The following is a 19,132-nucleotide window of genomic DNA, read 5'->3' as shown; positions in this document are numbered from 1 at the left end:
CGTCTGGCCGCAGACTATCGTGGCGCAGGTGTGACCGTAGGCCCACACCTGATGAGTTACCACCGTGGCTGCATGACAAAAATGGGTGTCACCCCGTGAGCAGGGTTGAAACGTCTTGCGGATGGACAGTCGGCTCGCATTGCGGGTTTCGCGATCCCTCGCCAACGTCCGGAAACAGCAAAAGGCTTCCTCTTTCTCAACATCGAACGATGAGACTGGAGTTTCGAGAGCAAGCGTCAATCCTGATCTATTTGAAGAGCACCGTGGCCCCGCTAAGCCACGGAAAGTTTCGTCAGATCGAAGGCTCGGACCAGACTCAGGACAACGACTTCTCGGTGAAGACCCTTCGATGTGATGTCACCTGCCATCGGTGCTGTGCCAATACGGGCCCCCCGCAACTTGGTGCGAACAAGTGCTGCTGCTCAGGCGTGGCCTGGGCTCGAGATGGGAAGTGCGGTCGTGTTCTTGACCTCCTCAAGCACGATGTAGCTCTGCGTGTGAGCTACGCCAAGCGTGAGGATACGCTCGAGGAGAAAATTCTTGAATGTCTCCGCGCTTTCTGTGCGCACGTGGATCAAATAGTCGTAATCCCCGGTGATGAAATAGGCCCGTTGGATCTCGCGAATCCCGCGCACAGCGTCAAGAAAATCGTGGATGGCGGCTTTGTCCGAGCTTTTAAGCCGCACTTTCAAGAACACGTCGAAGACGATGCCCAACATCCTGGGCTGCAGCAAGGCTACGTATTTTTCAATGTAGCCCTTATCTTCCAGTGCCCGGAGCCGTCGGCCGCAAGGGGTTGGCGAGAGGCCAACTTTTTCGGCTAGATCAAGGACACTGATCCGACCCTCCTCTTGGAGGATGTCCAGGATCCTGACATCTATCTCATCAAGTATCGATAACATTACGCAACACCCTCATTTGTAGAGAAAGAAATCATATATCTGCTATAACACGGAATTTTACTGCATATTTGTTCTGAAGCGGAGTGTTTTTAGCCTGTATGCGCCTCCCCATTCCCCATACCATCGATACATCGTTCGAGAGCAGCATGACGATGAGCGAGTCACGGAGACAATCGGTTGAACATTGCTTACGAAACTAGGGAAAATAAAGTGGCGAGCGGGCGCGAGTGCCTTCTCGAGATTCTGCGGGATGAAGGCGTCACCCACGTCTTCGGCAATCCGGGAACGACGGAGTTGGCTCTTATAGACGCGCTAGCCGGCGATGATGATTTTCACTTCATCCTGGGGCTACAGGAGGCCGCAGTGGTGGGAATGGCGGACGGCTATGCGCAGGCTACCGGACGGCCATCGTTCGTCAACCTGCATACGACGGCCGGCTTGGGAAATGGAATGGGGAATCTGACCAACGCCTTTGCCACCAATGTTCCCATGGTCGTGACAGCCGGACAGCAGGACATCCGTCATCTGGCATATGACCCGCTGCTATCCGGGGACCTGGTGGGCCTCGCACGCGCAACGGTCAAATGGGCCCACGAGGTCCGTTCGCTGCAGGAACTCCCGATCATTTTGCGACGGGCCTTCCGTGATGCGAATACCGAGCCCCGCGGTCCTGTGTTCGTATCTTTACCGATGAATATTATCGATGAGATCGGCACGGTGTCGATTCCCCCTAGATCCACCATCGTGCAGGCGGAGAGCGGGGATATCAGCCAACTCGTCCGGCTTCTCGTCGAATCTGCCGGCAACCTCTGCCTGGTTGTAGGCGATGAGGTCGGCCGTTACGGTGCGACCGAGGCCGCCGTCCGAGTCGCGGAACTGCTGGGCGCGCCGGTTTATGGGTCCCCCTTCCATTCGAATGTGCCGTTTCCAACGGATCACCCCCTGTGGCGATTTACCCTTCCCCCGAATACGGGAGAGATGAGAAAAGTCTTAGGGGGGTACGACCGTATCCTGCTCATCGGCGACCGCGCGTTCATGTCGTATACCTATTCCGACGAGCTGCCTTTGTCCCCAAAAACGCAGCTATTGCAGATTGCGGTCGATCGACACAGCCTGGGTCGATGCCATGCGGTTGAACTCGGCCTTTACGGCGATCCGCTTTCCTTGCTGGCGGCGGTGGGCGATGCGCTTTCGCAAGAGAGGGCCCTTGCCCCGAGTCGGGACTCCAGGCTTGCGATCGCACGCGACTGGAGAGCGTCTTGGGAGCAGGACCTGAAGGATGAGTGCGAACGCCTGGCGCCGAGCCGCCCTCTGTACCCGCTTGTTGCCGCCGATGCCGTGCTCCGTGGAGTGCCTCCCGGCACTGTCATCGTGGACGAGTGCCTGGCGACTAACAAGTACGTCCGACAGTTGTATCCAGTCCGAAAGCCTGGGGAGTATTACTACTTCCGTGGCGCCGGCCTCGGCTGGGGAATGCCGGCTGCTGTCGGCGTCAGCCTGGGTCTCGAGCGGCACCAGCGGGTCGTCTGCCTTCTGGGGGACGGAGCTGCCATGTATTCTCCGCAGGCGCTATGGAGCGCAGCGCACGAAAGTCTTCCTATAACCTTTGTGGTCTTCAACAACAGCGAATACAACATCCTCAAGAATTTCATGCGCTCTCGGCCCGGCTACAACGCGCAGTCGGGGAGATTCGTCGGCATGGAAATCAACCAGCCGTCGATCGACTTCTGCGCGCTTGCGCGTTCCATGGGCGTAGACGCGGTCCGGCTGACGGAACCGGACGATATCACTGCGTACATGATTGCGGCGGGAGACAGGGAGGGACCGTCCCTTCTTGAGATTCCCATCGCCGCGACAGCATTGTGACCCGCCGCACGCGACCGTTCGAAGGCCCATGCACCCCGCACCCCAGTGTGGGTACGACCAAAGCCCACGGGCAAAGTTTAGATATGGAGACGCCAATTCTCGTGCTCACTCTGGTGCAGCTCCTGTGATGCGTTCCGGTATCGGCCAAGTCCTTGCACTTCTGTGTTGGCTGGCGGCGAGCGCATATGGCCAGCGCGAGCCCTCCAGCCCCCGTGATCTCTATCACACCGCTTGGACAGCTCGCGAAGGGGTTCCAAGCGGAATCGTCCAATTGGCACAGACCTCCGATGGGATTTTGTGGATCGCCGCGGAGAGTGGCCTATACCAGTTCGATGGCATGACGTTCCAGCGCTTCAGGCCGAGCGACGGGAGTGCTCTTGTTTCAGATCAAGTGATGAGCCTGAAGGCCGACGCGCATGGAGGGCTTTGGATCGGCTACCGCTTCGGTGGCGTAAGTTTTATCAAAGATCAGCGATGCAGGAACTACGGGCAAGCGGAAGGGCTTTCCGAAGCATCAGCACTATATTTTGCGGTCGACGCGGATGAACGAGTATGGGCGGCAACTAACGGCGGCCTATACCGGCTTGAAGGGGATAAATGGCGGCGCGTCGAAAGGAGTTGGAATTTAGGGTCGAAGCAGCCAAGCGCGATATACAGCGATCGCGCAGGAAGACTCTGGGCTATAAGCCCAGAGGGTATTTTCTACCTATCCGCGGGTGGGCACGAATTTCGACTCGTTCAGCGGAAACCGGGTACAGACGAGGAATTGGGACAGAGCGCGGACGGAAGAATGTGGGTCTCTCGCCTTGGACCGCAGGGCATGGAACTTGGTCCGATGGAGCCCTCCGGGGCGATGCCGCTTGCCGATTCGTGGATACATGGGCAATTCACTGATGTCTTGGAGACCCGCGACGGCGGTTTGTGGTTGGGAACTCTAAAGCACGGCTTGATCTGGGCGCATTCGCGGAGGGAGACTTCCAAGCTTGGCGCACTGTCACGCGTCACCACCTTCAAGGGGGCCGACGGGCTCACGAGCGATACCGTAAGGAGCATCTTCCAGGATCAGGAGGGTGGGGTTTTCATCGCCACGGATGACGGACTGGACTATTTTCGGTTGCAGGCATTTGTGCCTCTGCCGCTGCCCAAGGGAACGCAGGAGATCGCCGTGTCAAGAGACTCGGACGGAACGCTCCTCGTGGGTGCCGGAAACTTGATGCATTTGGATGGGGACGTCGTCAGGCCACTGGCCAATCCGGTGGATCACATTCAGAGCATCTATCGCGATCCACTGGGCTCAGTCTGGCTTGGGGGTACCTCCCTGCTCGCACAGGAGACGCCCACCGGCGTTCACAGGGTCAGGCTGCCGCAGAGTCTTAGTTCGATGCACAATATACAGGCAATCGCTACTGGCAAGACAGGGGACGTCTGGGTGTCTTTCATTGGCAATGGGGTGCAAAGGTACTCTAATGGCGGATGGCAGAAGATGGGCCCGGATCAATTCCACAAGCCCACTGCGATCGTGGAAACGCGCGATGAGAGTGGCGCGGTGTGGTTTGGGTATACGAACAATCGAGTTGCAGCATTCGATGGAACTCGCTTCGCGACGTTCACCGAGCAAGAGGGTGTTGAAGTCGGTAACGTGACAGCCATCGCCGCATACCACGACCATCTCTGGATCGGCGGAGATCGGGGACTCGAGGCATTCGTCGGAGGGCGCTTCAAGGCCATACGGTTTTCCGGTCGGTCGCCCGCGAACATATCAGGGATCCTGGAGACCTCCGACGGGAGGCTGTGGTTGAACACGGTAAACGGCGTCGTGGAAGTCGATGGCACTGAACTTGAAGCATCGAAGTCAAACGGTCGTGGCGTAGCGCATAGGGACTTCGACTTCCTCGACGGGTTCGTAGGCGCGCCGGAGGATATCCGCCCCCTTCCCACCGTCGCAGGAACGTCCGACGGACGTCTATTCTTCTCGACTGTCCACCGAGTGTATGAGCTTGACCCGAGAGACATTCCAAAGAATCCGGTCATACCCAAGGTGCTCATTCGAGATGTCGTCTCGGGCGCAAGGAATTGTCCTACGAATGGCACTGTCGTTCTGCCCAGCGCAAGTGACCTGCAAGTCGAATACACAGCATTCAGCTACACAGTTCCACAACGAGTCCGATTCCGCTATCGACTTGAGGGTTACGAATATCAGTGGCACGACGCAGGGCAACGTCGTCAGGCGTTCTATTCAAAGCTGCCGCCTGGGACCTATTCGTTCCATGTTGCCGCCTCCAATGACGACGGAATATGGAATAACGATGGGGCTCGAGTCGAGATCGCCATCATGGCCGCATGGTACCAAACAGCATGGTTTAGACTTCTGTGCCTCCTTGCACTGTGTGCTGTTCTCTGGGCCGCACACAGAATGAGGCTCCGTGGAATTTCGCGCGTACTGCGACTCCGCTACGAGGCCCGGCTTGACGAGAGGACAAAAATTGCGCGCGACCTGCACGACACGCTGCTGCAGACGATTCAGGGCAGCAAGATACTCGTCGAGACTGCACTCGACCAATCCAAAGACTCCTCTAGGCTCTTGGAATGCCTAAACAAACTCGCAGTCTGGCTCGACCAAGCCACTAAAGAAGGCCGGGCTGTATTGGTCACACTACGTGCTCCCGATGAGGAGGACAGCCTTGTTCTCGCTTTGAAACGCGCGCTGGACGAGTTCAGCGCGAACGAGACTCGTGGAGTTGACTTTGCAGTCCACGGTTCGGCAAGGAAGATGCATCACGGCATCTGTGAGCAAATAACTCATATCGGCTGCGAGGCTGTTCGCAACGCCTACTACCACTCGGCCGCGGATCGCATCTCCATTGAACTAGCCTTTGGGCGAAACCTCACACTGCGCGTCGCCGACAACGGCCATGGTATGGCCGAGGACACTCTGCGGGGTGGCCGGCCGGGGCACTTCGGTTTGCAGGGGATGCGGGAACGCTCCACTGCAATCGGGTCTGAGCTCAACATCATCTCCGTGCTGGATCACGGCACAGAGGTGGTCTTGACGGTTCCAGGCGAGGTCGTCTATGAGAGGGAACAAATTGTCTTCCGAAAGCTTCTGTCATGGATTCTCTCCTTTCGGGATTGATGACGGCGCGACGCATTCAGACAGTTGGTCTGCGCTCTTCACTGCCGAATCGGAAGGCACGCTTAGTGAGTCGCTCGTGGAGAATGACGAATTCAAGAGCAAGATCCAGAGTGCCGCGATGAGGGATTCCTCGATAGAGTCGATAGTGCGTGAGCGAAGGGACAGCGATCTTGCCGTGAGCTTGGCAATGAAAATCTAACGGTCTATAGGAACGATGATCCAAGCCCCCTTAGACACGTCACAGCGTGGACAGAGACGTTGACCTGCGGCCCATGGGTTGATGCCTCTCAAAGAGGCCAGTCGCTCTCTTTGGCCCATCACCATATCAACCTCACGTCCCGTGGCACAACGTGAACAGCAGAATCGAGGAAGCGATGATTGGAGCGAACGACGCACCCCATTCGGAAAACGAGGGGATGTCCAAAAACTATGTCATGAAGGCCGTTGGCTCTCTGATTGAGGAGGGGATAGCTGCGCCTACGATCACGCGTGGAACGCTCACCGGGTTGACCCTCCTCACGGGTGAGGAATATGTGTTCGCCGTCAGCGAAATCATTCGCATGGCATGAGCTCCAACGGTGCGGCCAGAGGCCCGAGGCTCGCGACCGCTAGGAGTCTGTCAAGAACAATAACGGATTACAAGGAGCAGGGTTGTCATCAACTTCTATTCGAGCGGATGTCTTGAGGTTCAAGATTGAACCCTCGCGGGAGCCCGAACGGAAGTTCCACTCTTCGCAGGTGCTCGTCCAGATCCTCGAGCCTGTGAGTTTGAGATACGGAACACGCCTTTCGAGTCTCACTACATACGACTACTCGGCAGGGGAGATCGTTCTTTGCCCACGACACACTGAAAAATGGGTTATGGGCAGTACCCCCGGGCGACTGCTCATGGTCACCATCCCTGACCAAGCTCTCGTTCATGCAGCCGGCGAATACGCGCATGGGGACATAAGCCTTGACGCGACAGAACGGCTGGAAGACCCCAGGGTAGGTCAACTTGTCCGGATGCTGTCCGAAGAAGAACAAGGAATTTTTCAAGCTGACAGACTATTCACCGAATCCGTCACCCAAGCTTTGGCCGCCCTCCTGATCCGCACAAGGGGAACCTCGAGGAACTTCCAGCCTGTTCCAAGCGGAGGGCTCGCTCCAGCGCAATTACGCAGAGTAGTCGACTATATGAGGGCGCACCTCGATCGCGAATTGTCGTTGGCAGAACTCGCTGAGGAAGCGAAACTGAGTCCACCATATTTCGGGCAGATGTTTCTTCGTAGCACGGGCCAGACACCACATCGCTTCTTATTGGGGCTACGAATAGATCGCGCAAAAGAGATGCTGCGCGCGCCTTGGGTCCGAATGATGGACGTGTCCCTAGCCTGCGGTTTTAAGACGCAGCAACACTTCTCTAGGACCTTTCGCATATTCTGCTCCCTTAGTCCTAGGGCATACCGGAATCAGGTACTAAACTGACGCGCATATGCCGAGGCATGAAGCCGGAGTAGCGAGTGGGCGAACGCCATCATTGCGAAGGAAGGCGAGAGTCGCTTCCTTTTGATATGCGCCGATGACCTCCGCCCGAGCCTCGTTCCACCCTTTCCTGCTTTCCTTGCGTGCGATTTTTTACACCTCCGGCCGTCTCCTAGTTTCCAGACGGATAGCCGCGACTAGAGACTCCGGTTCCAGTTCTTGCATGGTCTGTCGCACATTCTGGCTACCCACCCATGTACAACTTACTTTTCTTGCCGATCAGATCGCGCGTCGGCCGCCGCTCGCCGGAAATAAGTCGTAAAGCACTCTGGCGACTCGGGCTACGAAGCTCCCATCGTACGACAGGAAGATCGGCCGACTAAAGACTCGGCTAACGAGTAATGCCGCTATCGAACTGAGCGCAGTCATCGAGATGATCCTTGATGATGTGGTAACACTCGCAGGATATTTTTTCGAGCCCCGCGACGTCGAGAATGTGTATCGTTCCACGGCTGTACTCGATAAGCCCCTTTTCTTTGAGAATGCCAGCCGTTATCGAAACCGTGGGACGCGAACTCCCGAGCATATGAGAGAGAAAGTCCTGCGACAGCTTATAAGTGACACTATGGACTCGGTCTGCGCAGAGAAGCAGCCATCGGGCAAGCCGCTGCTCTGCGTCGTGCTTTGCATTACAGCCAGTCGATTGAGCCGTTTGAACAAGTTGCGTCTGAACATAACGGAGCGCGTGTGATTGAAAGGATCCTCCCAGACTGAACTCTCTTCTAGCTACTTCGATTGGGCAAGAATAGCCATGGCCCGCAATTTGTGTGTACACGCGGTTAAGACTTCGCTTTGTTCCCATCAGGGCAGAAACACCAATAACGCCTTCGTAACCAAACATGCCCACCTCTACCTGAGATCCATCTTGAAAGGTTGTGGTCATGGATGCCATTCCTTCTTCAAGAAAGAATAGGTTGTCTATCGGATTGGCAGGAAACTCAATCTCATGCCCTAGTTCAAACGTGATCGAACGCAGACGTAAGCGCTTGATGATCTCGATGTCTAAATTCTCTAAAAGTGAATTTTTGAACTTGACAGTGCTCAATGAAGCCCCCGACAGGACTGAAGTGTCGTCCCATTATAGGCACCCCAGGATTAAGGACATCATCTGCTCACCTCGGTCTTCGTCCCGGCATCCCGTCTCACATGATCAATTAAGGTGCCTGTGCCTGGAGAATGAGCGTACCGGTATAGGTGTCTGCCGGAAGTTGAGGAAGGTTGGTCAGGTCGATCCTCAGATTCAACACATCTGTACGGCTGGTTCCTGCCCCGGCTAAAACATGCTGAGAAAGCAGTTTGAGACTTGCACCTGCACCACCGACGGGGCTGGTCTGTGTGAAGGCCATATAGCTCGTCGGCACACCCGTGGTCATCTGTCCAAACACAGAGGAGCTTGGGATAGCAGAGGGACTAAGAGTTCCAATAAGCGCCGCATTAGCACTTATAAAAAAGGCGTACAGGCTAAGATTGCCGGACAGAGTTAGGTTGCTGTAGGTAGTGGTAATGTTTATAGGGTTGCTGCCGCTGGACTCTTTTTTTGCAGTAAGGTCTATGTTTACCGTGGCAGGGGTGGCACTCACAGTAAGGCTGTTGGCGCCAATGTTTGGGGCAGCTCCTCTTTGAGTGACCTTCACCGCCTGACCTAAGGCTGCGATGGGATAGCCAAGCATAATCCACGCGAATATCGTCTTACTACATATTGGCCAATTCAATCGCATAACCACGGGCTCCATTCGGGGGGTGCCGGCGAACATACAGATCAGTTGAGTGGCTGCACACCCACAGTTGCACCTGAAGTCAGCACAACAGCTTTGGCTCTCAGCATAACCACTACAACCGGCGTCTCAATTCTGTTCCGCTCAAGGCTGCTGATGATGATTGGTGGCGCGGACACAACAGACCAGTTACCGGAAGCAAGAAATTCGGCGGGGACAACCTGAAGTTTATGTGTCCTGGGTTTATGCTCCCGCACGAGAAAACAGCCATCTTCATTGGTATAAATCAACTTCTCGTCAACAAGAAGAGCTGCACCCTCAATCTGACGTCCAAACGAGTCGACAACGCATCCTTGCATGATGGCATCGCCCATTGATTCATATTGGGACGATGCGCCTGCACTTTGGCCGCGCACCACAATTGTACTCGCATCCACAGTATGGCGAAGATTTCCGGTTGCATCGACAAACGATGAACCATGCAGCTTGAGCCGTCCAAAAAGGTTCAGCTTTATATCGAGTATAAGAGCCTGTTCGAACGGTGCGCTATTTTGAGCGGGTACATAGATAGTTTGATAATCGGCATTGATCGTCGCAAAGTTCGAAAGCAATTGACCGCCAAAATTGATTCCAGTGTGCCCCCCCGATATCGTCAGGTTCTCATTCACGCTCAGGCGCGCAGTAAATGCTTCTGTAAAGGTAGAGATAAGGCTGTTAGTCGGAGCGGAGTCTTTCGGACGACTGGCAAGATAATTGGCCATGACGTGAAATCTCTCAGTGAATGCCCGCGTTGCTGAGAACGAAACGGCATGGTTTGAGGCATCCAAATAGCTCGAGTGGTAGATCGCACCGTTCAGGAGGGTGCCAGACACTCGGAGACCAGCCGATCCTTGATCCACCGAACTACGCACGTTGGTCGTGCTTGGAAATTGGGGCACAAGGTAGTTCTGATGAGCACCACTCAGCGTTAGGAACGATGAAGGTCGGACGGTGACCAATATGTTCTCGCGATCTGGCTCCGCAAACAAAGGAGAGACCAGGTCAACCCGATGGAATTGTTGGCCCGCGCCCATGTATGCGGCCTGCAAGTCGATCCAGGTCCGAGAAAGGTTCACGCTGGCGGCCCCATAGGGTTGATTTGCACCCACACCAGCAGTCACAGCCAAGTCGAGTTTCGGAAGGGGTTCCCACTGGAGGGACTCAATCTGAGTCTGCTCTTTTGAGATGATGGTGTCGGAAAACAACTGCCACCGGGAGTTAATCGTTTTTTTCAAAAACAGAATACCCGCTGGTTCATTGGTTTTTGCGCCGTCGAAAAGAGGGCTACTGTATTCCGTAGCCGTGGCACCCACGAAAGCCAGGATGTCAGTTTGTTGCCGAGTGGTGCTCATGCCAACCCCACGAGCAAATAGAAAATGACTTGAATCAAAGATGTCGGTAGGAAGGTAGAAGTTGATGTGGTCATCTCCAAGGATGTATTTCGCATGCGTTGTTGCCTTAATAAGCTGCGCGCCTTCGAAGATGTGTCCGTCTATTGTGCCTGCTCCCAATGTGAAATCATAGCTTGGAGCACGCACTGTGATGCTACCGCCGCCCGCCTGATACAGCGTGGACGTCCCCCCACTCAATTCAAAAGTCTGAGCAGAAAGCAAATGCTGACAGCAGGAAGCTGCGAGCACCGATAATCCGAGACGACAAGCCAGGCGGAACCATAAGCCCCCCTTGCAGAGGCCCTGCATCACTGGCTCTGAGCGCTAATCAGTTCTTTCATGTCAAAGTGCGGAAAGTGCACCAGTAAATCGCTGGGAGGAGTTGCATCTTCCCAGGGAATTTCGAGATGGCGTGGGCTGCCAGGCAGTAGCGGGAATCCACCGGCAACTATGGGCACTTTTCCGCCGTCCGCGCGCACCTGCTGGACCCTGATCAAGGATTGACTAATGTTCTCAAGGTCGCAAGCGATAAGCTTCTTATCGGGGCGATAGACTACATTCTTGATCTCAATTGATTTTCTGTCGATCGGTTGTTTCTGGTAAAGATAGACCGTATGCGGAAGCATAATCCGTACCTGCAGACCTTCGTCCTTGCGAACGGGCGAGAAGACGGCATAAATGGTGAACCAGGCCGGCAGTATATCGGCGTGAGCTTTATAGAAGATGTAATAGCTTTGCTTCGGCTCTAGCCGAAAACTCATCGTAGAGAGATCCAGATGGATACCGGGATCTAGCTTGCGGTAAGTCGCCCAACCTTTGTTATCAAGGCTGAAACTCTTGGGCTCCATAACTATAGCCATTGGCATCAGTGTGTCGTTGGTTACCTGAAATTTCCCCCCAGCCTTTCCGTTATATTCAACAATTAGCGGCTGAATGGTCTGGGCTAAGATGGGGGGCCCCAGCAAGAGTGCGATACAAGCTACCCTGCGTACAAAAAATATAATTTTATGATTCATAGCGCACTCGATTGCACTCTTCCTGGACGAAAAATTTCAACATACTAAATTGCTTGTGCTTGCAGCGTAAGGACACCTGTATAAGAGCCCGATGGCAACGTCGGGATGCTAGTCAGGTCTATCTGCAGGTTGAGACTGTCGGTGCGGCTGGAAGTACGGTTGGTGCCATTGAGCGCCTGCGAGAACAGAATCAGTCCTGTATCAACTGGCCCCGCGGGTCCGGCCTGAGTGAAGGCAGTATAGGCCGTGGGAGTGCCCGTTGTGACCTGCCCAAAGATATCCGCCGAAGGGATGGTATTTGCTGGCGTGCCCCCGTCGGACAAAGCGCTACCGGACGATGTAAAGTAACCTCCAAGAACGACAGAGGAACGGCTGGGGCTGAGAGTCCACGCGGTTGTAATTACAACCGGTGAAGAGGCTGTAGCCCTTGTTCCGGGTGCCAGCGTGAAAGTCAATGCTGCAGGTGTGGCCGAAACAGTCAGTGACTCGCCCAGAGTTGCATTAATGGCGACGCTGGCGCTGGAAGAATTGAGTTGAGCAAAAGCAGTGGATGAGATCGAGCAAACGACAGCCATCAAGCCCGTAACAAGCATAGGACGGCAAACTGAAAACCTAGCTTTCATGGTAGGTACTCCTTAATGTTTCTATGGGACAGGCCAAACCTAGCACCAAACCACACATTTAAAACATTTATTATCAACAAGGGTCATGAATCTCGAGCACTACATTGTCCGAAATACATATGGAGGTTAGATACCCGACATATAGGTTGCTGTAGTTACGCAACTAGCTCGCGAGTGGTCGTGCCCTTTGTGCTATCGCGACTACCTCTCCGACGAGCTCGACTTCCTGTTCATTGCTCTCGAGCGCTTGCCCGTCCCTGTCTTTCCGGAGATGCTCGCCAAGTGTAAGCATGGCCTGATCACCATCGATGAAGCCCACTGCATCTCACAATGGGGACACGACTTCCCGTCCGACTACCGAACCCTAGCGGTTTCGACAGAGTTCTCAAGGTACCGCGAGATACCAAACTCAACTGCAGCGATTTCTATGAATCGAGACAATAATTTGTTGCGCTTGGATTCTGGGCGAGTGGTAATGTTCTGGTTAAGCAGAAATAGCCCATAAGTTGGCCAAATGGCCATCTTATGGGCTATTTTTCACTGGACGGTTAGGGAGACGGCGGTAGAGGCGGTAAGGCCGGCGGCGCCGGTGGCCGTGATGGTGACGGTATACGAGCCGACAGTTGTTCCGTTGGGAGTGACTGTCAGGGGAAGGTTCTGTGAGGTTGAGGCGGAGAAGTTGTCGTCGCCCTGGTAAATCGCAGTGATGGTGTAAGTCCCTGCGATTGGGAAGGCGATGGCGGATGAGGTAGCCTTGCCTGCGACGAGAGAGGCGCTGCCAATGGGAGCGGGGACTCCAGCCGTGTAGAAGTTGACGGTGCCGGTGGGGATGTTGGCCTTGTTGGATACGCCATCGGTGACGACTGCCGTGAAGGTGTCGGTAGCTCCGGCGGACAAGCTATTGGAAGCGGCGGAGAGCGCGATGCTGGAGGGACTGGCCGTCGGCGGATTGGGGTCGGTCACGATTCTGCCAAGTCCGCAGGCAGTGAGAGTGCCGAGGGCGACGCAGAGCAGGAGGCCCGATGGAAGGACACGCCAGGAGCGTAAGGAGCGCATACGGCGGATGGGGAGCAAGCCGAGCAGGAAGACCGAGCCTAGAGCCAAGCTGGCCACGTTCCGCCTCCCGTATGCCGGCAGGCTCGGCTGCGAGGGATGGGCGGTTGCCACCATGGCCGCGGATGCGGTTTGGCGCGCGGTGGTCGAGATGGTAAGTGTGCTGGTGGCCGAGCCATTGGAGGAAAGCGCAACCGTGGGTGGATTCAACGCGCAGGTAGGGATAAAGGTGGGGGTTCCGGGGCCGTTGTACCTCACGTTGCAGCCAATGGTGGCATTGCCGTTATAGAAGGCTGAGCTGACGGTGATAGCGTCCGTTCTACCAGTGGAAGCACCAGCGGTAAGTGTGAGGCTGCTAGAGGCGGCGCTAACACTTAGGCTGACGACGCTGACGGCTGCTCGGAGGAAATCGCCGACGTCGAGAGAGCCGAGTCCGGTGGCTTGGTCATAGCCCGTGGTGAGCGCGAATCCGGCGACGCCGCCTGCAAGAGAGGTCGGGCCAGGGGTGCTGTTGTTGCACATGCTGGGTGTGTCGATGTCGCAGGCAACGCCACTCGTGGCGGGGGTAGCGTCATGGAAGGGGGAGTTCGATGATGCGGCGAGGCGATAGAGGAGAGGGTTGAGATTGCCCTGAGAGGTGCCAAGCTTCTGGTTCATGAGGGCGGTGATACCTGCCATGCCGGGGGCGGCGGCGGAAGTTCCCCAACTATGCGAGAACGTGGTACAGGTAGTTCCTGCGGAAGCGAGGCATATGAGGTATCCATCGTGTCGCGAGGAGGAGAAGCTGACGTCGGGGACGTCCCGGAAGCCGTCGGCTGGGATCCCGATCCCGGTTTGCCAGTCAGGCTTGGCAATGATGGCACTGACGCCCCCTCCCGTGCCCTCGGCCTGGAAGCTGGTGGTGCCTCCGCTCGTGACGGTGGGCTCGTTCCAAGCTCCCTCTGGAATATAGGAAAGGACCGATCCTTTGGCGGAGTCGGTAGTAGTTGACCAGAAGGCAGAGGGGGTGGCGAAGTCAGCGAACTCTGTGCCGCCGACGCAAGTAGCGTAGCTGCTGGCACAGATGTAATTGATACTGCGTTTCTGGGAGGTTCCGCAGGCTTGAGCCCCGGAGTCTCCGGAGGAGACGAAGACGGAGATGCCCTCTCCTGCTGCCTGAGCGAAGAGGGTGTCCCACCTGTCGACGCCAACCGCGCCCTCGCTGGTCTCGCAGTTGCCGAAGCTAATGTTCATGATGGGATCGCGGAGCGTCTCAACTTCGTATTGGGCATCGAGGAAAATGTCGCCGGCGTCAGCCGCTGTTATCACGAGGTCAACCTGAGTCCCAGGCGCTGTGCCGATTGCGCGAGTGACGTCCAGCGTGGCCTCAGCCTGATCCTTCGTCATGCCGGGATTGACACCGCTGGGGGGGATGATGACGTTCGGCGCTTTGTTAGGGAGACCCGTCTGGCTCTCGAAGATCGAGATATCGGATGCGAGAACCTGGGAGCGCCCGACAATGGCGATCTTCTGGCCGGTTCCGTCAATGCCGGATTGGAGGACGGGATTGATATCGTAGATGGTGCGGAAATCGCTTGGGCTGAGGGAGTGAGCCCCATTGCTGTCGTTATAGAGCGGTACGGGATTGGAGGCAGCGCGCGAGAAGGGGACGCTGTCGGGCGAGACATGGCTCATCGGCTCGTCGGCTGCATCGGCGAGGCCCGCGATGGAGCTTACGATTGCGGCGAGCGACGTAGGGATGGCGGGATCGGATGTCGCGGCTACGCGCGGCTTTGCGGCGGGTGCGCCACCTATGGCAGGGGTGTTGAAATAGTGGAATGTTGTGTCGAGGGCGTTGGCAACGGTGTGAACCGGAGCTTCGACGCTAACGAATACGTGGCTGGAACTGATTTCTGCTCCGGCGAAGCCTTCGGATGCAAGCCAGGACATCAGGGTGTCGAGGTCATGCTGCGTAGGGCCGTAAAGGCTGCCGATCTGCTGGGGCGTGCGCCAGCTGTGGTAGTTAGGCGACCCAGGGTTCTGCTGGTCGACAAGAAGTTGGGCGAAAGCGGCCTGACGCTCTGGAGAGCGACTAAGCACGAAGACGAGACGGAGGTTGGTGTCGTTAGGCACGGCACCGGCGTCATTGGAGCTGAGGGCCCAAGTAGGGACGTGGCCTTTGAGGCGTGTAGTGACACGGAGGTCAGGCTGAGCGGCGACGCGGTCGGCCTGCGGGCGCTGGGCAGCGACGGATAAGGTTGATGCGATCAAGGCAAAAGCACACAGCAGATATCGGGCGATGCGGGACATGATTCTCCTGAAGATTCTTATGGACAAAATTGTTTAGCTCTGTTGGATTGGCTCCCCTGGATTGGCTTATCCCCGCCCGCATTGACCAAGCGGTTACACCAAGTTGCTTGGCGAGGAATAGGCGGTTCGACCCAGGCGCACTGTGTCTTGCACACTTTTCTCGTCAATGATTCAAGTGCTTGGAATCGACGGGCGACCTTGGAGTAGGGAGAAGCTGAAGAAAACATAGGATACGTATGCAAACACTGGTCGACGGGGCTCTTTGGCCAAGGGGTTGTTGAGTTGTAGGCGTGGGGCGCGCTTGTTCTTTGCACGGCTCCGGGATAGGCCCCGTTAGCCACGCTACGAACTCAGGACCGAGGAATGGAATCATCAGGAAAGTCTCCATGAATGTCGTTGTCGTGCGCGGCGAAGACTGCAGTGCCGGTCGTGCTAGGCAAAGCCTGCTGTGCCAATAGATCGTTGAGACAGAGGGTTCCTTGACAATGCGTGTGAGCATCAAGGCTCTGCGATCGAAAGTTAGCCGTGAATCGAGAGCGGCTTCCGGTCATAACACTGAGGCGCCAAATCTATTCCGAGAATCGAGGCGTGATAGAACCCTTTTTGTCCTTGACTAGGACTTGCTCCCAGTCAAGCAGGCGCGCCCCGCGGTTTCTCGATATACGCGCGGCGTCGAAGGCGTCCGACTCAAAAACTATGGGTCGAAAGAATAGATCGCGCTCTGAGGTGTATTGGGACTACTGGGTGGAGTTCGAAAGGGAGCCGTGCTCGGCAAGTCTTATCAACAGACGCGAGGTTTTGGATGAAGAAGGAATGTATCCGTGAACAAGATTCCTAAGCTAGGTGCCTGGGACAAGATTCGTTCGTCCATCCAAGGACAGATCGTTACACCTGGCTATCTGGCTTACGACACCGCTGCTCTTCTTGAAGCGCCGGTTCGATCTAGGGAAAGTGTTCGCTTCTACCCCATTGCCTCTGGGACGGGGTGATTGCAAAGCCACTGGCGAGTAGATGACGGCCCCGAACACGGTGGCCGGGGAATATCCGCTAGGCATTCGTGTTCCTACCGCAGAACCTGGAGCGCGATGTTGCGACCTCAGGGAACATAGAGGAGATACGAACATCAACAATCAGAAGATGACGACACCGACCGGAAGGGCTCTGACGGCCCTGGACCCGATATTTCGCGAGAATCCACACAAGTACCTGGACCATCTGAGGTCAACGGATCCCGTGCATCAAGACCGAGAGTTCGATCGCGTGGTGGTTACCAGGGCCGGGGACGTCGCGTCGATCTTGTTCGACCGCGAGATGAGCGTCGACCCGGAAAAGTCCAGGCCTGGATCGTTCTCGCGACTACAGGTAGGGGAGAAATTCGAGCGCTCGATGCTACTTCTAGACGACCCCGACCATAAACGCCTACGAGCACTCGTGTCGAAAGCCTTCAATCAACAGGCAATTGAAGCCATGCGACCGCGGATCGCCATGATTGCCAATCGCCTCTTGGACAAGGTCGCTGGCGAGACTCGGTTCGATGTCGTGGAGAGCTATGCGAAGCCGCTTCCCACAATCGTGATTGCGGAGATGTTGGGCATACGGGAGGCCGATCAGGCTGACTTCAATGAATGGTCAGACGGTATGGTCCAGCTCTTCAATGCCTCGCGCACAGCCGAGCAGCAGACGACGCTGTTGCGAGCTAAGGATGCGCTCAATAGCTACTTCGCTGCTGCGATCGCAGAGCGCAGACAATACCGCGGTGACGATCTCGTCAGCGTCTTGATCGAAGCCGAGGAAGACGGCGATAAGTTGAGCGAGGCAGAGATCCTAACGTGCTGTCGACTTCTGCTCGTCGCTGGCAACGTCACTACAACGGACCTGATAGGGAACGGCTTGCTTGCGCTATTGCAGCACCCAATGGAACTGGCAAAGTTGCGCAGGCAGCCGGAACTCGTCCGAGACGCCGTTGAAGAGGTGCTACGTTATGATCCCCCAGTTGTAGAGCGGAATCGCATCACCGCTACATCGACGCAGATAGGCGGATGCCCAATGGCGGCTGGACTGACCATCACTGCGTCTTTGCTCGCGGCCAATCACGACCCGCTAATACACACCGACCCAGAGAAGTTTGATATCTCGCGGAGCGACAAGCGTCACTACTCCTTTGGTGGAGGCACCCATTTTTGTCTCGGAGCGCCTCTTGCGAGAGCGGAAACACAGATCGCCCTCTCTCTCATCATTGAGAGGTTTCCGGGGCTGCACCTGAATTCGGATTTTGCCCCAGTTCATCGCACATTACCGAGTTTCAATGGACTGGATTCACTTTGGGTGGAGAAGTAGAGAGGAGACACGGAATTCAGGCTGTAGCAACGCTCGCCCGATGCCATCTCCGGGCCAATTCCTTGAGTGCCCAATTGCCGCCGTTTCCGGTGGCTCCGAAGTGCAATACGCTCATTTTCAATTGTCATTGAAAGCGGGGAAGAGGAGGCCCCGCCGTGCTGTGGGGCCTCCTCTCCTTAGAACCCGGGGCGGTCCGCCCGGACGAGCGCCCCAAGCGCTTCGCGCAAGGTGGTCTTACCCTTCCTCACGTCCCCTCCAGATGTCTGGAATTCGAGCCAACCCTCGTTGAATCCGTCGAACATCTGTATTAGAGGTAGCGGGTTCTTCATGCCTTGGGCCAGGAACACGTCTTCCCAGACGTCGCGCGGCACGGCCTGCATGTTCACCTTTCTACCCAACAGGTCCCCGAGAACGGACGCTATGTCGTCTGGGCTAATACGTCCTGGGCCCTCCAACTCTACGAACTTAGGAAGAGGATCGAGCATCGAGAGCAACTGCGCTACGGTTATTCCCACGTCCTCCGTCGATACCATCGGGAATCGTTTGTCGAGAGGCTGGAAGAGTGTGGGAACCATACCAGCGTTGCGCGCTGGACCGAGATCTCGCGCAACGTTTTCCATGAACCATGCCGCTCGAACAAAGGAGATCGGGCTTGCAATGTCCCCGAGCATCCTTTCAAGGTTGTTCATCCCAGTGAGAAGGTTTGGCCTCGTCACCTGTGCCCCGATCGCCGTGAGAACTACCACCCGTGCGGGCTTGGCTTCCTCTAAGGCCAGTCGTATGGTCGCAACCATCGCCTTTAGACTTGCGAAGCCGGCGTCTTGGTCGAAATCCGGCGGAATCAGGACGAACACGCCCTGCATATCCCTGAACGCGGAGGTCAGGGATGCCTTGTCATTCAAGTCCGCGATGGCCAACTCGCAGCCGCGCTCTGTCCAAGGCCTCCCCTTCTCAGCTTGCCTCACCACAGCGCGTACCTGATGGCCATCAGCCAGCAGCGTACGTGCTGCCGCCCCTCCGACTTGTCCTGTAATTCCTGTAATGGCGAACATCGTTCGTTCCTTATCAGTACCGCGCCTGTCGCGGGATTCGGGTTAGCTCTCATAACGTTTGGGTTGGGATATCGCGAAGTCAGCCCGCAGGGGCCTCTTCTGGCCGGCGGTGTCCGCCACAACAGCCGTGCTGTGTCGGGAAGTCGCGCGGCTGATCGGCTTCAGCGGAGTCCTTAGAGCTATTTGCCAGTC

The 19,132-nt window shown here is 56.2% G+C and carries 13 protein-coding genes; 5 read left to right on the top strand and 8 right to left on the bottom strand.

From position 1 onward, the window contains the following. Nucleotides 1–422 precede the first annotated feature (422 nt). Nucleotides 423–902 carry an Lrp/AsnC family transcriptional regulator gene (locus HDF15_RS24615; RefSeq protein WP_014266911.1) on the bottom strand — a complete coding sequence of 160 codons (480 nt, stop codon included), beginning with the start codon at nucleotides 900–902 and terminating at the stop codon, nucleotides 423–425. A 177-nt stretch (nucleotides 903–1,079) separates the two neighbouring features. Here HDF15_RS24615 and HDF15_RS24610 point away from each other — a divergent pair, with 177 nt between their 5' ends. From HDF15_RS24610 to HDF15_RS26535, 4 genes are all read left to right on the top strand, one after another. After that, entirely contained in the window at nucleotides 1,080–2,768 is a 1,689-nt protein-coding gene (locus tag HDF15_RS24610; protein WP_184260805.1) for a thiamine pyrophosphate-binding protein, read from the top strand. Between the two features lie 790 nt (nucleotides 2,769–3,558). Further along, the gene (locus HDF15_RS24605; protein ID WP_184260802.1) at nucleotides 3,559–5,901 is read left to right on the top strand and encodes a sensor histidine kinase; all 2,343 of its coding nucleotides are present in this window, start codon (nucleotides 3,559–3,561) and stop codon (nucleotides 5,899–5,901) included. Between the two features lie 416 nt (nucleotides 5,902–6,317). Then, entirely contained in the window at nucleotides 6,318–6,470 is a 153-nt protein-coding gene (locus HDF15_RS24600) for a hypothetical protein (RefSeq protein ID WP_184260799.1), read from the top strand. A 292-nt stretch (nucleotides 6,471–6,762) separates the two neighbouring features. Next, nucleotides 6,763–7,368 (top strand): helix-turn-helix domain-containing protein, encoded by a 606-nt coding sequence (locus tag HDF15_RS26535; protein WP_409254888.1) that lies wholly within the window; start codon nucleotides 6,763–6,765, stop codon nucleotides 7,366–7,368. Between the two features lie 388 nt (nucleotides 7,369–7,756). On the opposite strand, the gene HDF15_RS24590 is transcribed toward HDF15_RS26535, so the two are convergent. From HDF15_RS24590 to HDF15_RS24565, 6 genes are all read right to left on the bottom strand, one after another. Continuing rightward, nucleotides 7,757–8,470: a Crp/Fnr family transcriptional regulator gene (locus HDF15_RS24590; RefSeq protein ID WP_184260793.1), complete on the bottom strand. Its 714-nt coding sequence runs from the start codon at nucleotides 8,468–8,470 to the stop codon at nucleotides 7,757–7,759. Nucleotides 8,471–8,579: 109 nt separating this feature from the next. Then, a complete protein-coding gene (locus HDF15_RS24585; RefSeq protein WP_184260791.1) occupies nucleotides 8,580–9,095 on the bottom strand; it encodes a hypothetical protein in 516 nt (171 codons plus the stop codon). Nucleotides 9,096–9,184: 89 nt separating this feature from the next. Beyond that, a complete protein-coding gene (locus HDF15_RS24580; protein ID WP_184260788.1) occupies nucleotides 9,185–10,819 on the bottom strand; it encodes a hypothetical protein in 1,635 nt (544 codons plus the stop codon). 59 nt (nucleotides 10,820–10,878) lie between these two features. Beyond that, the gene (locus HDF15_RS24575) at nucleotides 10,879–11,586 is read right to left on the bottom strand and encodes a hypothetical protein (protein ID WP_014266902.1); all 708 of its coding nucleotides are present in this window, start codon (nucleotides 11,584–11,586) and stop codon (nucleotides 10,879–10,881) included. 44 nt (nucleotides 11,587–11,630) lie between these two features. Continuing rightward, nucleotides 11,631–12,209, bottom strand: coding sequence for a hypothetical protein (locus HDF15_RS24570; protein WP_014266901.1), 579 nt, complete (start codon nucleotides 12,207–12,209; stop codon nucleotides 11,631–11,633). A gap of 537 nt (nucleotides 12,210–12,746) precedes the next feature. Further along, nucleotides 12,747–15,551: a protease pro-enzyme activation domain-containing protein gene (locus HDF15_RS24565; RefSeq protein ID WP_184260786.1), complete on the bottom strand. Its 2,805-nt coding sequence runs from the start codon at nucleotides 15,549–15,551 to the stop codon at nucleotides 12,747–12,749. A gap of 1,011 nt (nucleotides 15,552–16,562) precedes the next feature. On the opposite strand from HDF15_RS24565, the gene HDF15_RS24560 reads away from it, so the two are divergent. Next, nucleotides 16,563–17,888, top strand: coding sequence for a cytochrome P450 (locus tag HDF15_RS24560; RefSeq protein WP_184260783.1), 1,326 nt, complete (start codon nucleotides 16,563–16,565; stop codon nucleotides 17,886–17,888). Between the two features lie 176 nt (nucleotides 17,889–18,064). Here HDF15_RS24560 and HDF15_RS24555 read toward each other — a convergent pair whose 3' ends face one another. Then, on the bottom strand, nucleotides 18,065–18,940 hold the full coding sequence (locus tag HDF15_RS24555) for an NmrA family NAD(P)-binding protein (RefSeq protein WP_184260781.1): 876 nt from the start codon (nucleotides 18,938–18,940) through the stop codon (nucleotides 18,065–18,067). Nucleotides 18,941–19,132: the final 192 nt, after the last annotated feature.

Source organism: Granulicella mallensis, from assembly GCF_014203225.1.
In the GTDB taxonomy this organism is placed as follows: Bacteria; Acidobacteriota; Terriglobia; order Terriglobales; family Acidobacteriaceae; genus Granulicella; species Granulicella mallensis_A.
Note: the sequence above shows the minus strand (reverse complement) of the source record. Positions and strands in the feature narration are given on the sequence as shown.

Coding starts and splice junctions, on each gene's coding strand:
- HDF15_RS26535 (WP_409254888.1), top strand. CDS start 6,763: ATGGGCAGTACCCCCGGGCGACTGCTCATGGTCACCATCCCTGACCAA.
- HDF15_RS24560 (WP_184260783.1), top strand. CDS start 16,563: ATGACGGCCCCGAACACGGTGGCCGGGGAATATCCGCTAGGCATTCGT.
- HDF15_RS24585 (WP_184260791.1), bottom strand. CDS start 9,095: ATGCTTGGCTATCCCATCGCAGCCTTAGGTCAGGCGGTGAAGGTCACT.
- HDF15_RS24615 (WP_014266911.1), bottom strand. CDS start 902: ATGTTATCGATACTTGATGAGATAGATGTCAGGATCCTGGACATCCTC.
- HDF15_RS24575 (WP_014266902.1), bottom strand. CDS start 11,586: ATGAATCATAAAATTATATTTTTTGTACGCAGGGTAGCTTGTATCGCA.
- HDF15_RS24600 (WP_184260799.1), top strand. CDS start 6,318: ATGTCCAAAAACTATGTCATGAAGGCCGTTGGCTCTCTGATTGAGGAG.
- HDF15_RS24605 (WP_184260802.1), top strand. CDS start 3,559: ATGTGGGTCTCTCGCCTTGGACCGCAGGGCATGGAACTTGGTCCGATG.
- HDF15_RS24570 (WP_014266901.1), bottom strand. CDS start 12,209: ATGAAAGCTAGGTTTTCAGTTTGCCGTCCTATGCTTGTTACGGGCTTG.
- HDF15_RS24555 (WP_184260781.1), bottom strand. CDS start 18,940: ATGTTCGCCATTACAGGAATTACAGGACAAGTCGGAGGGGCGGCAGCA.
- HDF15_RS24565 (WP_184260786.1), bottom strand. CDS start 15,551: ATGTCCCGCATCGCCCGATATCTGCTGTGTGCTTTTGCCTTGATCGCA.